The organism is Herbaspirillum huttiense, assembly GCF_047300815.1.
Classification (GTDB): domain Bacteria; phylum Pseudomonadota; class Gammaproteobacteria; order Burkholderiales; family Burkholderiaceae_D; genus Herbaspirillum; species Herbaspirillum huttiense_A.
Genome location: NZ_CP178608.1, coordinates 2,367,801 through 2,386,063 on the forward strand (window position 1 = coordinate 2,367,801; position 18,263 = coordinate 2,386,063).

The following is an 18,263-nucleotide window of genomic DNA, read 5'->3' on the forward strand; positions in this document are numbered from 1 at the left end:
CCAATCTGCTAGCCCTTGTGCAGCCTTACATGGCCTGCACGATCATCTCGCCCGACCGGCCAGGCAGTTCGCCCCAGGCGATCGGCAGGATGGGCAGGACGTCATTCTTGATGCTCTGGTAGTAGTCGCCCATGGAGACCAGTTCGTAGCCTTGGGCGCGCCAGCCGGTGAGCAATTGTTCGAAAATGGGGCCGAGTTTCTGTCCTTCAAGTTCCGCGTGTAGCGTGAACACATGGTCACGTGGTTGTTTGGTCAGTTGAAGCAAAAATTGCGCCGCATTGCCGGCATCAATCATCTTGCCGCCGATCTCGCGGCCCAGGATTTCATCCAGGGTGGGCAGGGTGGTCGGCAGCTGCACGCAGGAGAGCGGCTTGCCAAAGGCTGCCAGGCGATGCGGACCGGCATCGGCGTCGGCCAGGCGGCCGTCTTCGCGCAGTTGCGAGCGGCCGTCCGAGCTATAGGCCATGCCGAACTGGTCCAGTTGAACGAAAGCGTGATCGTTCATCTGCCAGCCTGCAGCACCGTGCGTGCGCGGCGCGTCGCCGAAGATCTCGCGATAGCGGGCATGCGACTTGTGCATGGTCTCCACCGTCCATTGGGCCTCGGCCGTGCGGACGTCATCCTGCCAGACACGGTGGTCCCAGGTATGGATGCCGCATTCGAAACCGGCGTCCCTGGCTGCACGCATGAAGTCGGCACAGGTCTTGCCGATGTCCGGCGCCGGCAGCAGGGTGCCGTACATCAGGGTCTTGAGGCCGTAGTGTTCCACCACCGAGGTGCGCGAGACCTTGCTGAAGAAGCCCGGACGGAAGATCTGCTTCAACGCCCAGCCGGTGTGGTCGGGGCCGAGCGAAAACAGGAAGGTGGCACCAGCGCGATGGCGGCGCAACTGGTTGATCAGGTTGGGGACGCCCACGCGGGTGCCGCGGTAGGTGTCGGCGTCGATCTTGAGAGTGAGTTTGGGCAATTCGCTGGACCGGAAAGAGGGTGATGGGCGGTGGTCCGCCATGTTCTAGCTTGCTGTCGGGGTGGCGCGCCGGGCGTCGGACTGCGGCGGCCGGTGACAAGTTGCGAGACTAGCATCCTGCGCAGGATAGAACAATATGCAGCAGCGCAGCATGCGGGGCAATGCAGTGTCATCAGGGCGATCTGTTCTGCCTGGCCCTGGCACGAAACAGGCACAAAACAGGCACAAAAAGCAAAACCGCGCCGAAGCGCGGTTTGCATGAGGCCGGCAGGGAGCGACCGGTCAGTCCATCAGCGCGCGAGCCTGGGCCACCTGGCTGCGGTAGGCGTCGAAGATGTTGCGCAGGGTGTCGGCCATGGTGGTCTTGGGCGCCCAGTTCAGTTCTTCGCAGGTGTTGGTGATCTTGGGCACGCGGTTCTGCACGTCCTGGTAACCCTTGCCGTAGTAGGCGGCGGAAGTGGTTTCCACCAGTTGCACCTGCTTGGCAGTGTCGGCGTATTCCGGGTACTCGGCGGCCAGCTTGAGCATCATGTCGGCCAGGTCCTTGATGGAATAATTGTTCACCGGGTTGCCGATGTTGTAGATCTTGCCGGTGGCTACGCCGCCTTCGTTGGCGATGATCTTCATCAGGGCGTCGATGCCGTCATCGATGTAGGTGAAGGCGCGCTTCTGCTGGCCGCCGTCGACCAGGGAGATGTTCTCGCCACGGACGATGTGGCCGAAGAACTGGGTCACCACGCGCGACGAACCTTCCTTCGGGGTGTGGATCGAGTCCAGGCCGGCGCCGATCCAGTTGAACGGACGGAACAGGGTGAAGTTCAGGCCGGCTTCCATGCCGTAGCCCCAGATCACGCGGTCCATCAGCTGCTTGGCGCAGGAGTAGATCCAGCGCGGCTTGTTGATGGGGCCGCAGATCAGTTCGGATTCTTCCGGATCGAATTCTTCGTCATGGCACATGCCATAGACTTCAGAGGTCGAGGGGAAGACCAGATGCTTCTTATACTTGGCAGCCGAACGCACGATCGGCAGGTTGGCTTCGAAGTCCAGCTCGAACACGCGCAGCGGGGCGTTCACGTAGGTCGACGGGGTCGCAATGGCCACCAGCGGCAGGATCACGTCACACTTCTTGACGTGGTATTCCACCCATTCCTGGTTGATGGTGATGTCACCCTCGAAGAAGTGCATGCGCGACTTGTAAGCCTCGTTTTCCAGAATGTCGGTGATGCGGTCGGTCATCATGTCCATGCCATAGACGTGCCAGTCCGTGGTTTCCAGGATGCGCTTGGACAGGTGGTGGCCGATGAAGCCGTTGACGCCGAGAATGAGGACTTTTTTCATAATGTAGAGAGCTAGTGAATGGCCCGGACTTCAGGAGGCCATGTATTTCAGGTAATTGTTGAGGGAAGCATCCTGATCATTGATCTGGATCCCCAGGATCTGCAGGAAGTTGCCATCGCCACAACGGGCGTACAACTTGCCGCCTTCGAAGAACTTGTCTTGCGTACCATGGGCCCGCTGCAGGGCAGGATGGGCCGCTGGCGGAACCAGCCGGGTTCTCGTGACCGTAATTTTATCACCCGCGATTTCCTCGAAGGCGCCGGGATAGGGCGGGGCCACCGCGCGCACCAGATTATGGACTTCGCCGGCGGTACGGCGCCAGTCAATGCGGCCATCTTCAGGCTTGCGGCCGCTGAAATAGCTGCCCTGCGACAGGTCGTTGGGCAGGTTGGGGGTCTGGCCCGCCAGCATGGCCGGCAGCACGTTCCAAAGCGTCATCTCGGCGGCCACCACGACCTTGCCGAAAACTTCATGCGCCGTGTCGTCGGGCAGGATGGGCACGGCGGTCTGCGCCACGATGGCGCCGGCATCCGGCTTGACGGTCATTTCATGCAGGGTGGCGCCGGTTTCGGTTTCGCCATGCAGCACCGCCCAGTTGATGGGCACACGGCCGCGGTACTTGGGCAGCAGCGAACCGTGCATGTTGTAGGCACCACGGCGGGCGCAGGCCAGCACTTCCACCGGCAGCATATGGCGGTAGTAGAAACTGAAGAGGAAGTCCGGCTGCAAGGCCTGCAGCTGCGCCAGCAATTGCGGCGAACGCGGGTCGGCGGGGGTGATGCAGGCGATGCCGTGTTCGCGGCACAGGCCGGCCACGGAGCCGAACCAGATGTTCTCGGCAGCGTTGTCTTCATGGGTCACCACCAGCGACACCTGCACGCCACGGGCGAGCAAGACCTTCAGGCAGCGGACACCCACATCATGGTAGGCAAAGACGACGGCGTTCATAAGGCTTGCTTGTCTTCTGAAGAGGATTTCTCAAGGATGGCCTGCACCACATAGCGCGGGCGTGCCCGCACCTGCATGTAGATGCGGCCGATGTATTCGCCCAGGAGGCCGATGGAGAACAGGATCACGCCCATCAGGAAGAAGGTGATCGCAAAGAGGGTGAACACGCCGCCGACTTCGGCGCCGATCAGCAGGCGGCGCAGCACGATGAGGATGAACAGCGCCGCCGATGCGAACGACAGGCCGATGCCCAGGAGCGAGAAGAACTGCAGCGGCACCAGCGAGAAGCCGGTCACCAGGTCGAAATTGAGGCGGATGAGGCTATAGAAGGAATACTTCGATTCCCCGGCCGAACGTTCTTCGTGTTCCACCACGATCTCGGTCGGGTTGCGCGAGAAGGTGTAAGCCAATGCCGGCACGAAGGTATTGACCTCGCTGCAGCGGTTGACCAGGTCGATGACGTTGCGGCCATAGGCGCGCAGCATGTTGCCTTGGTCGGTCATCTTGATGCGGGTGATCTTTTCGCGCAGGCGGTTCATGGCCTTGGAGGCATAGGTGCGCCACGCCGCATCCTGGCGCTTGCGGCGAATCGAGCCAACATAGTCATAGCCCTCGCGTATCTTGGCCACCAGGTTGCCGATTTCTTCCGGCGGGTTCTGCAGGTCGGCGTCCAGGGTCACCACGACTTCACCTCGCGTGGCTTCGAAGCCGGCCATGATGGCCATGTGCTGGCCGTAATTGCCGTTGAACAGTACCACCCGCGTCACATCAGGACGCAGCCGGTATTGCTCGGCCAGGATGCCCGCCGAACGGTCGCGGCTGCCATCGTTGACGAAGATGACTTCATAGCTGTAGCCCAAGGCGTCCAGCGCCGGGTAGAGGCGCTCGAACAATTTGGAGAGCCCGGATTCCTCGTTGTAAACCGGGATGACGACGGACAGTTCTGGTTTCATCAAATATCAAAAAATTGCTGGAATTACGCGGTGCCGACACAAAGGGATTGGTATCGGCTGCCATAAATCAAAGGCCCGATGCGCCGCGATCAGCTTCATCGCGGCGTTCAGGCCAGGGAAATGTACTGCTGTGAACTTGCGAAATTGCAAATAAATCGAATTATGCCGAATTATTTCGTCAAATTCCTTGCATGATCCGCAAAAATCAACCAAGCACGGATTTTACCGTTTCAACCGAGCGCTCAACGTCATCTTTACTCATGGCATTGAACATGGGCAGGGAGACGATGCGCTGGCCGACGCGTTCGGCCACCGGGAACATGCCTTCCTTGAAGCCGCGTTCACGATAGAGCTTCAACAAGTGAATAGCCGGGTAGTGGTAGCCGATGCCGACCTGCTTTTCCATCATCTTTTCCATGAAGGCGGCGCGGGTGATGCGCTCTGGCAGGACCAGCTGGAACATGTGCCAGTTGGAGTTCTCGAAGTCGGCCACCGGCAGCTGGGCGCCGAAGTTGGCTTCGAAATCGCTGCCGAAGCAGGCGAAATAGTGGCGCGCCAGTTCCTTGCGGTGGGCGGTGACGGCGTCGATATGGGCAAACTGGCCCAGGCCGATGGCCGCGGCCACGTCGGTCATGTTGAACTTGCCGCCCAGCACATCGACTTCCAGGCCGTCGAAGCCGCTGCGGGTTACGCCTTGCAGGCGGTATTTCTCGGCCAGGCGGGCTTCCTCGGCATTGTTGAGCACCAGGAAACCGCCTTCGGAACTGGTGATGTTCTTGTTGGCTTGCAGGCTGAAGGAAACGAAGTCGCCAAAGGCGCCAATGCGCTTGCCCTTCCAGGTCGAACCCAGTGCCTGGGCGGCGTCTTCCACCACGCGCAGATTGTGCTTGGCGGCGATGGCGTAGAGGCGGTCCATGTCCAGCGGCAGGCCGGCCAGGTAGACCGGGATGATGGCCTTGGTGCGCGGGGTGATGGCAGCTTCCAGGCGGTCCAGGTCGATGTTGCGCGTGACCGGATCAATGTCGGCGAACACCGGCGTGGCACCGGTTTCCAGGATCACGTTGGCGGTGGCGACCCAGGAGATCGGGGTAGTGATGACTTCGTCGCCCGCGCCGATGCCGGCGATGCGCAGGGCGATTTCCATGGTGCAGGTGCCGGAATTGAAGGTGCGCACGATGCGCCCGTCCAGGTAGTCCGACAAGGCCTTTTCGAATGCCTGCACCTTGGGGCCACTGGTGATCCAGCCCGAACGCAGCACCTCGCCGACAGCGGTGATGGTGGCTTCATCGATGGTGGGTTTGGCAAACGGCAGGAAGGGCAGGCTCATGGTGGAATCCGGTCAGGCTAGGTTCAGGGGAGGGCGCCAACGAACGAACGCGGCGAGCGCCGGCGCAGTGGGCGCACGGCAACTCGTTATTGTAAATCAGCTTCTGGTCAGCAAGACAACGCCGACGATGATCACGCCGATGGCCAGCAGGCGCTGCAGCGAGATCGCCTCGCCCAGGAAGTACCATGCGCCGATGGCGTTGATGATGTAGCCCAGCGACAGCAAGGGGTAGGCGATGGTCACATCCACGCGCGAGAGCCCGATGATCCACACGCCCACCGAGATCACGTAGCAGGACAGCCCGCCGATGATGGGCAACTGGGTGGCCAGCTTGATGCCGGTGGAAAACCAGTTGTCGGCCGTCAGGTGGATCGCGCCGACGGCATTGGTGCCGGCCTTGAGCAGCAGTTGTGCAACGGCGTTGAGGCATATGCCGACGAAGATGAAGCCAAAGGTCGTCAGGTTCATTTCGCCGCTTTCTTCTCGCCGCCAGCTGCAGGTGCGGGCGCCGGATCGTTGGCCACGATGACACGGCGCGGGTCCTGGCCGATCAGGCGCATCGGCAGCTTGCGTTCGAGCAGCTGCTGATAGATGTTCGGGGCGATGATGGCGATATCCTTCTTGCCCGCTGCGTTGTCGGCCACCCACTGCGCCACGAAGGCGTCAATGGTCGGCAGCCACAGTTGCGGTTCTTGCTTGAGGCCGAATTCCATCTCATCGGCGTGCTGCACCAGGGTCATGGTGCGGCGCAGGTAGAAGGGCAGGGCTTGCTCATAGCGGCCGACCAGATAGATCGGGGTTTCCGGCTTGAGCTCGGCCTGCAGTGCCGGGACGTAGTCCACGCCTGCCGAGTAGCGCCCTTGCGGATCATGGCCCAGCATCAGCAACTGTCCCGCCACGAGAGCGGTGGCAGCCAGCGAGGTCACCGCCCAGTCCTTGTGCTGGCGCGCCAGGCGGATGGCGGCGATGCCGCCGACGAAGAAGATCAGGGTCGCGGCATACAGATAGGGGACGTGCGCTTCAATGAGCGGCAGCGAGAAGGCGTCCTTGGCCATCAACGGCACGCGCGGGATGAAGGCCAGTGCCACCGCCGAGGGCAGCGCCACCAGCGAACCGGCCCAGGCCAGCGCTTTGTAATCCGCTTCTTCCAGGTAGCAGGCAATGAGCAGGGCCAGCGCCGGGAAGATCGGCAGGATGTAGGACGGCAGCTTGGAGTCCGAGATGCTGAAGAACACGAAGATGAACACCGCCCACACCAGCAGCATCCGCTTGGGCTGGAAGCGGCCACCGTTCAAGCTGTTGTAGCCGGCCGTGTCGCGCTGCTCGCGGGTGCCTTTCCACAGGCTCTGGAAGAACACGCCCAGCCAGGGAATGATGCCCAGCACCAGGATGGGGATGAAGTAGTACCACGGGCCGGTGCGGCTATGAATCTTGGTGGTGAAGCGCTGGAAGTGCTCGTGGATGAAGAAGAACTGCGGGAACTCGGGATTGCGCAGCGAGACCGCCACGAACCAGGGAGTGCAGATCGCAAAGAACAGGATGAGTCCCTTGACCAGGTGCAGGCGCTTCCAGATCGCCCAGTCGCGTGCGAAGACGGTATAGAGCACCAGCACTGCGCCCGGCAGGACGATGCCGATCAGGCCCTTGGAGAGCACCGCCAGCGCCATGCCGGCCCAGCACAGGAGCATCCAGTTGCGCTGGCCCTCGCGCGAGGCGCCGTCGCGCTGCGCCATCAACAGCGCGCACAGGGCGATGGTCATCATGCCCGACAGCCCCATGTCCAGCGTGTTGATGTGGCCCATGCCCGCCCAGAAGAAGCTGGAGGCCAGCACCAGCGCGGCATAGAAGCCGACGCGGCCGTTGAAGACGCGGGTACCGGTATAAGCCGCCAGGCCGATGCCCAGCAGGCCGCACAGGCCCGTCCACAGGCGCGCCTGCCATTCACCCAGGCCAAACAGCTCGAAGGTGATGGCATTCATCCAGGTTTGCAGGGGCGGCTTCTCGAAGTACTTGATGCCGTTCAGTCGGGTGGTGATCCAGTCTTGCGTGGCCACCATCTCGCGTGCCATTTCGGCGTAGCGGCCTTCGTCGGTGGGCACCAGCACACGGGCGCCCAGCATCCAGAACCAGACCAGCAGGAAGAGAATGAGCAGCGTCCAGACGAACGCCTTGGATTTGTACAGTTCGCGCATTGACAGCGGTTCCTTGTTGCGTGTTCTTGGGTTTCTTGTCGCGGCAGGTGCCGGCGTCAGGCCTGGGGCGCGATGATCAGCGCCAGGGCGACCTTGCGCCCTTCGGCCATGAGGATGTTGTAGGTGCGGCAGGCGGCCTGGTTGTCCATGCACTCCACGCCGATGCGGCGCGCGGTCAGCACCGTGGTCAGCTTGGGGTGGACGAAGCGCTGGCGCTCGCCGGTGCCCAGGATGACCACGTCCGGTGCGGTGGCATCGATCTGGGCGAAATGCTCGGCAGTGAGCGCCTCGAAGCTCTCTACCGGCCAGGGCACCGGCTCGGTCTCGGGCAGCACCAAGAGGCTGTTGGTGAAACGGATGGCATTGAGCTCGACGCCGTCCTCATCATAGGCGGTGACGGTCTGGTATTGCTTGGTTTCGGTCGAATGGAGCTTCATCGCAGATGGGCAGGATGGGTTGCAGGCGGCCCCGCGGGGCGAACGGCCGGGCCATGATGTCAAGTCGACATGCATCGCAGCAACGCGGTCGTAAAGTGCGCCATTGTAGCCGTTTCCGACCCCGGCGCACGCCTATTTGATTGATAAAATGCTTAGCTTTGGGCAAAATGGCCGGTTCCCGGCAAGCCCAAGAGGCAGCGCCGCAAGCCGCTTTGCAGGTGCTTTACATTGCACTGCAGCAGGCAAAAACGTGCAGGAAAATGACGGCAAGCGTGGTAATGGAGGGGGCCGCTGGATAAAGGTTCCGGTCCGGCGCCCGCGGCCGATGAAGCAGGACAGGACAGGCAGGGGCCGACGCCGCCTGTGGCCAAACGATTAGAGGAAGAGCTGTGCGACCGATTCAGAAATCCAAGAAGCTGGCAGATGTGTGTTACGACATTCGGGGTCCCGTGCTGGAAAAGGCGCGCCAGATGGAGGAAGAGGGCCACAAGATCATCAAGCTCAACATCGGCAACCTGGCCGCGTTCGGCTTCGATGCGCCCGACGAGATCGTGCAGGACATGATCCGCAACATGGGCAATGCCTCCGGCTACACCGATTCCAAGGGCCTGTTCGCGCCCCGCAAGTCGGTCATGCACTACACCCAGCAAAAGAAGATCGAGGGCGTGACCATCGATGACATCTACCTGGGCAATGGCGCCTCCGAACTGATCGTCATGAGCGTCAATGCGCTGCTCAACACCGGCGACGAAGTGCTGGTGCCGTCGCCGGACTACCCGCTGTGGACGGCCGCCGTGAGCCTCTCCGGCGGTACCCCGGTGCATTATGTCTGCGACGAGCAGCAAGGCTGGCAGCCCGACATCGCCGACATCAAGAAGAAGATCACCCCCAATACCAAGGCCATCGTCGTCATCAACCCCAACAACCCGACCGGCGCGCTGTATTCGGTGGAGGTGTTGAAGGAGATCATCGAGCTGGCGCGCCAGCACCAATTGATCATCCTGGCCGACGAGATCTACGACAAGGTGCTCTACGACGGCAATACCCACACCTCGCTGGCCTCGCTGGCCGATGATGTGCTGTTCATCACCTTCAACGGCCTGTCCAAGAACTATCGTTCCTGTGGCTACCGTGCCGGCTGGATGGTGGTTTCGGGCGAGAAGAAGCATGCGCGCGACTACATCGAGGGCCTCAACATGCTGGCCTCGATGCGCCTGTGCGCCAATGCGCCCGGCCAGTTTGCCATCCAGACCGCGCTGGGCGGCTACCAGAGCATCAATGACCTGGTCGCCCCCAATGGCCGCCTGACCAAGCAACGCGACCTGGCCCACAAGCTGCTGACCGACATTCCCGGGGTGACCTGCGTGAAGCCCAAGTCGGCGCTCTACATGTTCCCGCGCCTGGATCCGGAGGTTTATCCGATCAAGGATGACCAGGAATTCGCCTACGAACTGCTGGCCGAGGAAAAGGTATTGATCGTGCAGGGCACCGGCTTCAATTGTCCGACGCCGGACCACTTCCGCGTGGTGTTCCTGCCCAACACCGACGACCTGACCGAATCAATGGGGCGCATCGCGCACTTCCTGGAAGGCTATCGCCGCCGCCACGGCACGGCCTGATCCGTTTTGCAGTACCCGTCACGGCCGCTGCCTGCGGCGTGGCGGTCATTTTTCACCAACCACGAAGACAATATGAAATCCATCAAAGTAGGTTTGCTCGGCATCGGCACCGTGGGTTCCGGTACTTTCAATGTTCTCAAGCGCAACCAGCAAGAGATTGCGCGCCGTGCAGGCCGGGGCATTGAAATTACCATGGTCGCCGCTCGCAATACTGCCCGCGCGACCGAACTGACCCAGGGAGAAGTCAAGGTCGTCAATGACGGCAACCTGGTGGTGAACGATCCCGAGATCGATATCGTCGTGGAGCTGATCGGCGGCGATGACATCGCCCGCGACCTGGTGCTCAAGGCCATCGCCAACGGCAAGCACGTGGTCACGGCCAACAAGGCCCTCATCGCCAAGCATGGCAATGAAATCTTCAAGGCGGCGCAGGAAAAGGGCGTCATGGTGGCCTTCGAGGCGGCCGTGGCTGGTGGCATCCCCATCATCAAGGCCCTGCGCGAGGGCCTCACCGCCAACCGCATCCAGTGGGTGGCCGGCATCATCAACGGCACCACCAACTTCATCCTCTCCGAGATGCGCGACAAGGGCCTGGACTTCGACGTGGTGCTGAAGGAAGCGCAGCGCCTGGGCTACGCCGAAGCCGATCCGACCTTCGACATCGAAGGCGTGGACGCGGCCCACAAGCTGACCATCATGGCCTCGATCGCCTTCGGCATCCCGGTGCAGTTCGACAAGGCCCACGTGGAAGGCATCACCAAGCTGCAGGCCAGCGACATCACCTACGCCGAGAAGCTGGGCTACCGCATCAAGCTCTTGGGCATCACCCGCCAGACTGCCAAGGGCATCGAACTGCGCGTGCACCCGACGCTGATCCCGGCCTCGCGCCTGATCGCCAATGTCGAGGGTGCGATGAACGCCGTGGTGGTGCGTGGCGACGCCGTGGGTGAAGCCCTGTACTACGGCAAGGGTGCCGGTTCCGAGCCGACCGCCTCGGCCGTGATCGCCGACCTGGTCGACATCACCCGCCTGGCGACCGCCGATCCGGAACACCACGTGCCTTCGCTGGCCTTCCAGCTCAACGCCATGGCCGATACCCCGGTGCTGCCGATGAGCGAAGTGGTCACCAGCTACTACCTGCGCATCCGCGTGGCCGACCAGGCTGGCGTGCTGGCCGACGTGACCCGCATCCTGGCCGACTCGACCATCTCCATCGATGCCATGCTGCAGAAGGAGCCGGGTGAAGGCGAGCAGCAGACCGACATCATCATGCTGACCCACCAGACCCAAGAAAAGAACATCGAGGCCGCCATTGCCAAGATCGAATCCCTGGCCACGGTGGTCGGCAAGGTCACCAAGATCCGCCTTGAAGAACTGAGCTGATCCGGCCTGCTGCCATCGCGTCAACGAAAAACGGAGCCCGCGGGCTCCGTTTTTCTTTCGGTCGGGGAGGGGCGGTCAACGCCCCTATGATCATTTCTTCACTTCGAAATCGCAGACTGCCTGCAGCATGGCGTCGCCCACCGACATCGACTTGGGCTGGACGAACTGCATGCCCTTGAGGGCATCGCTGTGGTCACGCTTGTCGCCCTTGCCGTCGTTGTCGGCGAAGATGATCTCGCGCACCAGCTTCATGGTGCCGGCCTTGCAGTTGTACTGGTGCAGGTCCTTGTAGGACTTCAGCGCCGGGAAATCCTTGTCGCCGCTGTTGGGACGCGCTTCCTTGAAGTTCCACATCGACCAGGCCTCGCGAATGCCGTTGGCGTCGACGATGGAGTCGGTGTCCACCAGCAGTTCGGCCGTATCCGAGCCGCCCAGCGATTGCCAGTTTTCGGCGTGCGCCGGCAGGCTCGCCATCATGGCGCCGAACAGGCCGGCCGTGGCCAGCAGGGTCTTGATCTTGTGGTTCATGCCGTTTTCCATCCTTTTGAGTTTGAAGTGCATCTTTGATGTGGCCAGCGTGCAAACATTCCCGCCATCCCGGCGCGCTGCACGAAGTGGCGCAGCATAGCCCGGCCATGCCAGGCTTTCAAGGGTGGTAACGTTTTATTTCAGCTTGCGCCATCGCGATGATGATCCAGTGCAACAATTGTTTCTTCAGTCCGGGATTGGGCGTCCTGGCCCTTTGTGCAGGTGCAGCTTTCTTCCATGCCGCGCTTTTGTGCAAGGCCCGCTGGCCGTATAATCGTGGACTTTCCTCCCATTCCACGCTCCCGCCGCCTGCCGGCGCATCCTAATCGACATGCAATACGTCTCCACCCGCGGTCACGCTGCAACTCCTTCCTTTTCCGATATCCTGCTGGGCGGCCTGGCTCCTGACGGCGGCCTGTATCTGCCGGCCACTTATCCGCAGGTCAGTGGTGCCGAGCTGGACCAGTGGCGCAAGTTGTCGTATGCCGACCTGGCCTTCGAGGTGCTCAAGAAATTCGCCACCGACATTCCCGAAGCCGACCTGAAGGCGCTGGCCCACAAGACCTATACCGCCGACGTCTACCGCAATACCCGCGCCGGTGAAGATGCAAGCCAGATCACCCCGCTGCGCACCCTGCAGGAAGAAGACGGCAAGAAGCTGGTGCTGCAAAGCCTGTCCAACGGCCCCACGCTGGCCTTCAAGGACATGGCCATGCAATTGCTGGGCAACCTGTTCGAATATGCGCTGGCCAAGAAGGGCGCAGAGTTGAACATCGTCGGCGCTACCTCCGGTGACACCGGCAGCGCCGCCGAATACGCCATGCGCGGCAAGAAGGGCATCCGCGTCTTCATGCTGTCGCCGCACAAGAAGATGAGCGCCTTCCAGACCGCGCAGATGTTCAGCCTGCAGGACCCGAACATCTTCAACCTGGCCGTCGAGGGTGTCTTCGATGATTGCCAGGACATCGTCAAGGCCATCTCCAACGATCTCGAATACAAGGCCGCCAAGAAGATCGGCACCGTCAATTCGATCAACTGGGCGCGTGTCGTGGCGCAGGTGGTGTACTACTTCCGTGGTTACCTGGCAGCCACGACCAGCAACGACCAGAAGGTCTCCTTCACCGTCCCGTCGGGCAACTTCGGCAACATCTGCGCCGGCCACATCGCCCGCATGATGGGCCTGCCCATCGACAAGCTGGTGGTGGCCACCAACGAGAACGACGTGCTCGATGAATTCTTCCGCACCGGCCACTACCGCGTGCGCAAGTCCGCCGAGACCTACCACACCAGCAGCCCCAGCATGGACATCAGCAAGGCCTCCAACTTCGAGCGCTTCGTCTACGACCTGCTGGGCCGCGACAGCGCACGGGTCAAATCCCTGTTCCACAAGGTCGAGACCGCAGGTGGCTTCGACCTGAGCGGCCAGGCCGGCAGCGATGGCAATGAATTCGCCAGCGTCCTCCAGTATGGCTTTGCCTCCGGCAAGTCGACCCACGCCGACCGTCTGGAGACCATCCGTTTCGCTGAAAAGGCCTATGGCATCACGGTCGACACCCACACCGCCGATGGCATCAAGGTAGCGCGCGAGCATCTGGCGCCGGGCGTGACCATGATCGTGCTGGAGACGGCCTTGCCGGCCAAGTTCAATGAAACCATCCGCGAAGCCTTGGGCCGCGACGCCGACCGTCCGGCGGGCTTCGAGAACATCGAGGCGCTGCCGCAGCGCTTCGAAGTGATGCCGGCCGATGCCGCCCGGGTGAAGGCTTACGTGGCCGAACACACCGGTCTGTAAGCCGTGCCTTAGCATCTCTACGCCGTCCGCGCCATTGGCCCGGACGGCGTTTTTCATGGAGCGCGTGCGGGCGGCGATTGCATTAGAATGTCGGGTCGCTGTATCGACCAGAAAACAACGCTTCACCCTTGTCCCGAACTTCGATCTTCTCCGTCAGGCCTGCCATGTCCTCCACGCCCACTCCTTCCGCTGCCCCCTCATCCGACAAGCCGGCCCGCCCGCCCATGCAAAGCGTCAACCAGGCGCTCGATACCTTGTTGTCGGCCGCCGTGCCGGTGGTGGAGAGCGAGACCGTCGATACGCTGGAGGCGTGTGGACGCGTGCTGGCTGCGCCCGTGACGGCCTCCATCGACGTGCCCGGCATGGACAATTCGCAGATGGATGGCTACGCCGTGCGGGCGGCGGATTGCGTATCGGGCCAGGCGCGCCTGCGCGTATCGCAGCGCATTCCGGCGGGCCACGTGGGCCAGCCGCTGGAACCGGGGACGGCGGCGCGCATCTTTACCGGCGCGATGATGCCGCAAGGTGCCGACGCCGTTGTCATGCAGGAAGCCTGCGAGACCGAAGGAGAGCACGTGGTGATCCGCCATGTTCCCAGGAGCGGTGAGTGGGTGCGCATGATCGGTGAAGACATCCGCCAGGGCAGCACCATCCTCGCCGCCGGTACCCGCCTGCGCCCGCAGGAACTGGGGCTGGCGGCCTCCATCGGACAGGCGCAGCTGCAGGTGCTGCGGCCGGTGCGCGTGGCGGTGTTCTTCACGGGCGATGAACTGACCATGCCCGGCCAGCCCCTGAAGCCGGGCGGCATCTACAACTCCAATCGATTCCTGCTGCGCGGCCTGTTGCAGAAACTGGGCTGCCAGGTCAGCGACTTCGGCATCGTGCCAGACAGTCTGGAGGCGACCCGCCAGACCCTGCGCGAGGCCGCGCACGGGCACGACCTCATCATCACCAGCGGCGGCGTCTCGGTGGGGGAAGAAGACCATGTGAAGCCTGCTGTCGAAGCCGAGGGCCGCATCAACATGTGGCAGATCGCCATGAAGCCTGGCAAGCCGCTGGCCTTCGGCCAGGTGCGCCGCGGGCCAGGGGCGGGAGAACAGGCAAGTGAAGCTTTCTTCCTGGGGTTGCCGGGCAATCCGGTGTCCTCTTTCGTGACCTTCCTGCTCTTCGTGCGGCCCTTCATCTTGCGTCTGCAAGGCTTGCCGCGCGAAGCGGTGCTGCCCCAACCGGTGGCCATGCGCGCCGACTTCGACTGGCCGCGCGCTGACCGCCGCCAGGAATTCCTGCGCGTGCGCCGCAATGCCCAGGGCGGACTGGATCTGTTCCCCAGCCAAGGGTCGGCAGTGCTGACCTCGACTGCCTGGGCGGATGGCCTGATTGACAATCCGCCGGGGCAGACCATTGCCGTCGGCGACACGGTGCAGTTCCTGGCCTTCGATCACCTGCTGAACTGAACGCAGCGGAGCATCGATGAGACTGGCGAAAATCGATCAGTACCTGAGCAGCAGCATTCCCAGGGAAGCCACCGGCTGGCGGCGCTTCGTGCTGGAGTTCCTCATGTTCGGCCTCAAGGAGGCGCGCTGCTGCCTGTTCGCGGGGCTGTTCTTTGCGGCCGTGTTCCTGATGCCGCGCGCCGGTCTGTTCGGCATTCCGCGCTATGACGCCTTATTGCTCTTCGCTTTGCTGGTGCAGGTCTGGATGGTATCGACCCGCATCGAGACCATCGCCGAACTCAAGGCGATCAGCGTCTTCCACGTGGTCGGTTTTGCGCTGGAGGTGTTCAAGACCTCGGGGGCGATCCAGTCGTGGAGCTATCCTGACTTCGCCTATACCAAGCTGTTCGGGGTGCCGCTGTTCTCCGGCTTCATGTATGCCGCCGTTGGCAGCTACATCATCCAGGCCTGGCGGCTGTTCGACCTGCGCATCCAGCATCATCCGCCTTACTGGATGGCGACCCTGATCGCCTTGCTGATTTACGTCAATTTCTTCACCCATCACTACATCGGTGACTACCGCTGGTACCTGGCGGCCTGCGCGCTGGGCCTGTATGCGCGCTCCACGGTGCTGTTCCGTCCGCTGGACCGCGATCGCAAGATGCCGCTGCTGCTGGCGTTCCTGCTGATCGGATTCTTCATCTGGCTGGCCGAGAACATCAGTACCTTCTTCGGCATCTGGCGCTACCCCAACCAGATGGGGGCCTGGTCCACCGTGCACCTGGGCAAGTGGAGTGCCTGGTCGCTTTTGGTCATGATGACCTTTACCATCGTGGTGCACCTCAAGCATATCCGCAGCAAGATTCATATCGCCCACTAAGGGGCTGCTGCCACCCTCAAGGAAATTCCATGAAAATCGAACTTCGTTTCTTCGCCAGCGTGCGCGAAGCCCTGCAGACCTCGCAGGAAATCATCGAACTGCCCGACAGCGTCAAGACCGTCGGCGACGTGCGTGCCTTCCTGATGGAGCGGGGCGGCATCTGGGCCGAGGTGCTCGGACCGGAAAAGAACCTGCGCATGGCCTACGACCATGAAATGACCGAGGCCGATACCGAAATCGTCGATGGCGGCGAAGTGGCCTTCTTCCCGCCCGTCACTGGAGGCTGAGGTGAGCCCCCGCCGCGATCCCGTAGCCGGCACGATTGCGCATTACAGCAGCCATGCCGAAAGCTTTCGCGAAGGGACCTGGGACCATGACGTCAGCCAGAACATGGCGGCCCTGCTCGATGCATTGCACGCCAGGGCGGGAGAGGCCGGGCAGGGACCGTTCACGATCCTCGATGTCGGCTGTGGCCCGGGCCGCGACCTGATCGAATTTACCCGGCGCGGCCACGTGGCAGTGGGCCTGGACGGCACTGCCGAGTTCGTCGACATGGCACGAGCGGCCAGCGGCTGCGAAGTCCTGCACCAGGACTTCCTGCAACTGGATCTGCCGGTGGCGCGCTTCGACGGCATCTTTGCCAATGCCTCGCTGTTCCATGTGCCGGCGGCCCATTTGCCGCGCGTGCTGGGACAGTTGCACGCCAGCCTGAAGCCGGGCGGCATCCTCTTCAGTTCCAATCCGCGCGGCAATGATCTGGAGGGCTGGAGCGGTCCGCGTTATGGCGTCTGGCATAGCCTGGAAGGCTGGCGTGGCTACCTGCTGCCAGCAGGCTTCGTTGAATTGCGGCATTATTACCGCCCTGACGGTTTGCCGCGCGAGCAGCAGCCGTGGCTGGCCAGCGTCTGGCAAAAGACGGAAGACCCGCATCCAGCGGGCTGAGATCGGACATTCGGAATCCCGATTCTTTGGGAGGAGACCAGGCCTGCGCCAAACAGGTCTGCGGAGGGGGTGCAAAAGACATCGTTCAATGAAGCGATGCGCATTCATCCACACCTGTAGAAGGATCTATCTTGATTTCGACCCATCTGGCCGCCTGGGCGGCCCAGGACACGCAGTTGCTGCTGGTGACGCTGGCGGCACTGGTCACCATCGTGGTGCTGATCAGTTTCCTGTCCATCGCACCTTTCCTGTCCATCCTCATCGGTACCTTCGTGGCCGGCATCGGTGCCGGCTTGCCGCTGGAAGACATCGCCAAAGCCTTCAGCAAAGGGGCCGGCAGCCTGCTCGGCGAAGCCGGCATCATCATCGCCCTGGGGGCCATGCTGGGTGCGCTCATGGCCGAATCGGGCGCAGCCGACCGCATCGTCAATACCCTGCTGCGCTATGCGCGCGGCAGCATCATCCCCTGGATGATGGCGCTGGTGGCGCTGGTGGTCGGCCTGCCGCTGTTCTTCGAGGTGGGGCTGGTGATGATGGCCCCGATCATCTTCGTCATGGCACGCCGTTCCGAACTGCCCATCCTGCGCGTGGCCATTCCTGCACTGGCCGGCATGACCACGCTGCACGCGCTGCTGCCGCCGCATCCGGGCCCGCTGATCGCCGTGTCCGCCCTGCATGCCGACCTGGGCACGACCATGCTGCTGGGCTTCATCGTGGCCATCCCGGCCGTGATCATCGCCGGTCCCCTGTACGGCAACTTCATCGCGCCGCGCCTGAACCTGGCCGAACCGGACCAGATCGGCAAACTGTTCAGCGCCCGTGAAGGCCAGTCGCAGCCCAGCTTCCTGGTGGCGCTGGTGACCATCCTGCTGCCGGTGGTGCTGATGCTGGGCCGCACCGTGGCGCGCATCTGGGTCACGCCCAAGACCGAGCTGTTTGAGATGCTCAATTTCTTCGGCGAACCCATCATCGCGCTGACCGTGACGGTGCTGTTTGCCGTGGTGGTACTGGGCTGGGGGCAGGGCAGCAGCCGCTTTGAAGTCGGTGCCACGCTGCGCCGCGCCTTGCCGCCCATCGCAGGTCTGTTGCTGACCATCGGCGCGGGTGGCGGACTGAAGCAGACCCTGCTGTCGGCTGGCATCAGCGACACCATCACCAAGATCGCCGATGGCACCCACATGCCGCTGATCCTGCTGGCCTGGATCATTGCCGTGGCGCTGCGCCAGGCCACCGGTTCGGCCACTGTCGCAACGACAGCTACGGCCGGTATCGTAGCGCCCTTGGTGGCGGGCCTCTCTGCCACCCACAATTCGCTCATGGCGCTGGCCATTGGTGCCGGCTCGGTGTTCTTCTGCCACGTCAATGACGCCGGCTTCTGGATGGTCAAGGAATACTTCGGCCTGAACCTGAAGCAGACCCTGGCTACCTGGTCGGTGATCCAGACCCTGGTTTCGGTGATCGGGCTGGGCATGACGCTGCTGCTGTGGGGACTGCTGGTGTAATGCCGCTGCACTCGCGGGCGGG

Annotated in this window: 17 protein-coding genes; 8 read left to right on the forward strand and 9 right to left on the reverse strand. The window is 62.5% G+C overall.

The window, feature by feature from the left end:
• Positions 1–25 precede the first annotated feature (25 nt).
• The 8 genes from ACLRDN_RS10995 to ACLRDN_RS11030 form a co-directional block, all read right to left on the reverse strand.
• The gene (locus ACLRDN_RS10995) at positions 26–967 is read right to left on the reverse strand and encodes a xylanase (protein ID WP_413460040.1); all 942 of its coding nucleotides are present in this window, start codon (positions 965–967) and stop codon (positions 26–28) included.
• A 282-nt stretch (positions 968–1,249) separates the two neighbouring features.
• Positions 1,250–2,305 (reverse strand): bifunctional UDP-4-keto-pentose/UDP-xylose synthase, encoded by a 1,056-nt coding sequence (locus ACLRDN_RS11000; RefSeq protein ID WP_413460041.1) that lies wholly within the window; start codon positions 2,303–2,305, stop codon positions 1,250–1,252.
• A 30-nt stretch (positions 2,306–2,335) separates the two neighbouring features.
• Positions 2,336–3,253 (reverse strand): formyltransferase, encoded by a 918-nt coding sequence (locus ACLRDN_RS11005; protein WP_413460042.1) that lies wholly within the window; start codon positions 3,251–3,253, stop codon positions 2,336–2,338.
• Positions 3,250–4,206, reverse strand: coding sequence for a glycosyltransferase (locus ACLRDN_RS11010; RefSeq protein ID WP_413460043.1), 957 nt, complete (start codon positions 4,204–4,206; stop codon positions 3,250–3,252). Before ACLRDN_RS11010 ends, ACLRDN_RS11005 begins: the two co-directional genes overlap by 4 nt.
• Positions 4,207–4,411: 205 nt before the next feature.
• Positions 4,412–5,533: a DegT/DnrJ/EryC1/StrS family aminotransferase gene (locus ACLRDN_RS11015; protein ID WP_413460044.1), complete on the reverse strand. Its 1,122-nt coding sequence runs from the start codon at positions 5,531–5,533 to the stop codon at positions 4,412–4,414.
• Positions 5,534–5,629: 96 nt separating this feature from the next.
• Positions 5,630–6,001: an EamA family transporter gene (locus ACLRDN_RS11020; protein WP_413460045.1), complete on the reverse strand. Its 372-nt coding sequence runs from the start codon at positions 5,999–6,001 to the stop codon at positions 5,630–5,632.
• Positions 5,998–7,725, reverse strand: coding sequence for a glycosyltransferase family 39 protein (locus ACLRDN_RS11025; protein WP_413460046.1), 1,728 nt, complete (start codon positions 7,723–7,725; stop codon positions 5,998–6,000). Before ACLRDN_RS11025 ends, ACLRDN_RS11020 begins: the two co-directional genes overlap by 4 nt.
• 56 nt (positions 7,726–7,781) lie before the next feature.
• Entirely contained in the window at positions 7,782–8,162 is a 381-nt protein-coding gene (locus tag ACLRDN_RS11030; protein WP_413460047.1) for an Mth938-like domain-containing protein, read from the reverse strand.
• A 389-nt stretch (positions 8,163–8,551) separates the two neighbouring features.
• Between ACLRDN_RS11030 and ACLRDN_RS11035 the strand changes: the two genes are divergently transcribed.
• A complete protein-coding gene (locus ACLRDN_RS11035; protein WP_088753784.1) occupies positions 8,552–9,781 on the forward strand; it encodes a pyridoxal phosphate-dependent aminotransferase in 1,230 nt (409 codons plus the stop codon).
• A gap of 72 nt (positions 9,782–9,853) precedes the next feature.
• Positions 9,854–11,164 (forward strand): homoserine dehydrogenase, encoded by a 1,311-nt coding sequence (locus ACLRDN_RS11040; protein ID WP_413460048.1) that lies wholly within the window; start codon positions 9,854–9,856, stop codon positions 11,162–11,164.
• Between the two features lie 90 nt (positions 11,165–11,254).
• Here the strand turns inward: ACLRDN_RS11040 and ACLRDN_RS11045 are convergent, their stop codons facing one another.
• Positions 11,255–11,692 carry a surface-adhesin E family protein gene (locus ACLRDN_RS11045; RefSeq protein ID WP_413460049.1) on the reverse strand — a complete coding sequence of 146 codons (438 nt, stop codon included), beginning with the start codon at positions 11,690–11,692 and terminating at the stop codon, positions 11,255–11,257.
• 331 nt (positions 11,693–12,023) lie between these two features.
• Between ACLRDN_RS11045 and thrC the strand changes: the two genes are divergently transcribed.
• The 6 genes from thrC (at position 12,024) to ACLRDN_RS11075 (ending at position 18,241) form a co-directional block, all read left to right on the forward strand.
• Positions 12,024–13,484, forward strand: a complete 1,461-nt coding sequence (gene thrC, locus ACLRDN_RS11050; protein ID WP_413460050.1) for a threonine synthase — start codon at positions 12,024–12,026, stop codon at positions 13,482–13,484.
• A gap of 164 nt (positions 13,485–13,648) precedes the next feature.
• The gene (glp, locus tag ACLRDN_RS11055; protein ID WP_413460051.1) at positions 13,649–14,938 is read left to right on the forward strand and encodes a gephyrin-like molybdotransferase Glp; all 1,290 of its coding nucleotides are present in this window, start codon (positions 13,649–13,651) and stop codon (positions 14,936–14,938) included.
• A gap of 16 nt (positions 14,939–14,954) precedes the next feature.
• Complete coding sequence (locus tag ACLRDN_RS11060; RefSeq protein ID WP_413460052.1) at positions 14,955–15,797, forward strand: DUF817 domain-containing protein; 843 nt, start codon at positions 14,955–14,957, stop codon at positions 15,795–15,797.
• 29 nt (positions 15,798–15,826) lie between these two features.
• Positions 15,827–16,084, forward strand: a complete 258-nt coding sequence (moaD, locus tag ACLRDN_RS11065; protein ID WP_413460053.1) for a molybdopterin converting factor subunit 1 — start codon at positions 15,827–15,829, stop codon at positions 16,082–16,084.
• Position 16,085: 1 nt separating this feature from the next.
• Positions 16,086–16,739 (forward strand): class I SAM-dependent methyltransferase, encoded by a 654-nt coding sequence (locus ACLRDN_RS11070; RefSeq protein WP_413460054.1) that lies wholly within the window; start codon positions 16,086–16,088, stop codon positions 16,737–16,739.
• Positions 16,740–16,870: 131 nt separating this feature from the next.
• Positions 16,871–18,241: a gluconate:H+ symporter gene (locus ACLRDN_RS11075; protein WP_287019655.1), complete on the forward strand. Its 1,371-nt coding sequence runs from the start codon at positions 16,871–16,873 to the stop codon at positions 18,239–18,241.
• The last annotated feature ends 22 nt before the right edge of the window (positions 18,242–18,263 follow it).

Coding starts and splice junctions, on each gene's coding strand:
- ACLRDN_RS11025 (WP_413460046.1), bottom strand. CDS start 7,725: ATGCGCGAACTGTACAAATCCAAGGCGTTCGTCTGGACGCTGCTCATT.
- ACLRDN_RS11005 (WP_413460042.1), bottom strand. CDS start 3,253: ATGAACGCCGTCGTCTTTGCCTACCATGATGTGGGTGTCCGCTGCCTG.
- ACLRDN_RS11010 (WP_413460043.1), bottom strand. CDS start 4,206: ATGAAACCAGAACTGTCCGTCGTCATCCCGGTTTACAACGAGGAATCC.
- ACLRDN_RS11030 (WP_413460047.1), bottom strand. CDS start 8,162: ATGAAGCTCCATTCGACCGAAACCAAGCAATACCAGACCGTCACCGCC.
- ACLRDN_RS11045 (WP_413460049.1), bottom strand. CDS start 11,692: ATGAACCACAAGATCAAGACCCTGCTGGCCACGGCCGGCCTGTTCGGC.
- thrC (WP_413460050.1), top strand. CDS start 12,024: ATGCAATACGTCTCCACCCGCGGTCACGCTGCAACTCCTTCCTTTTCC.
- ACLRDN_RS11000 (WP_413460041.1), bottom strand. CDS start 2,305: ATGAAAAAAGTCCTCATTCTCGGCGTCAACGGCTTCATCGGCCACCAC.
- ACLRDN_RS11040 (WP_413460048.1), top strand. CDS start 9,854: ATGAAATCCATCAAAGTAGGTTTGCTCGGCATCGGCACCGTGGGTTCC.
- moaD (WP_413460053.1), top strand. CDS start 15,827: ATGAAAATCGAACTTCGTTTCTTCGCCAGCGTGCGCGAAGCCCTGCAG.
- ACLRDN_RS11060 (WP_413460052.1), top strand. CDS start 14,955: ATGAGACTGGCGAAAATCGATCAGTACCTGAGCAGCAGCATTCCCAGG.
- ACLRDN_RS11015 (WP_413460044.1), bottom strand. CDS start 5,533: ATGAGCCTGCCCTTCCTGCCGTTTGCCAAACCCACCATCGATGAAGCC.
- glp (WP_413460051.1), top strand. CDS start 13,649: ATGTCCTCCACGCCCACTCCTTCCGCTGCCCCCTCATCCGACAAGCCG.
- ACLRDN_RS11020 (WP_413460045.1), bottom strand. CDS start 6,001: ATGAACCTGACGACCTTTGGCTTCATCTTCGTCGGCATATGCCTCAAC.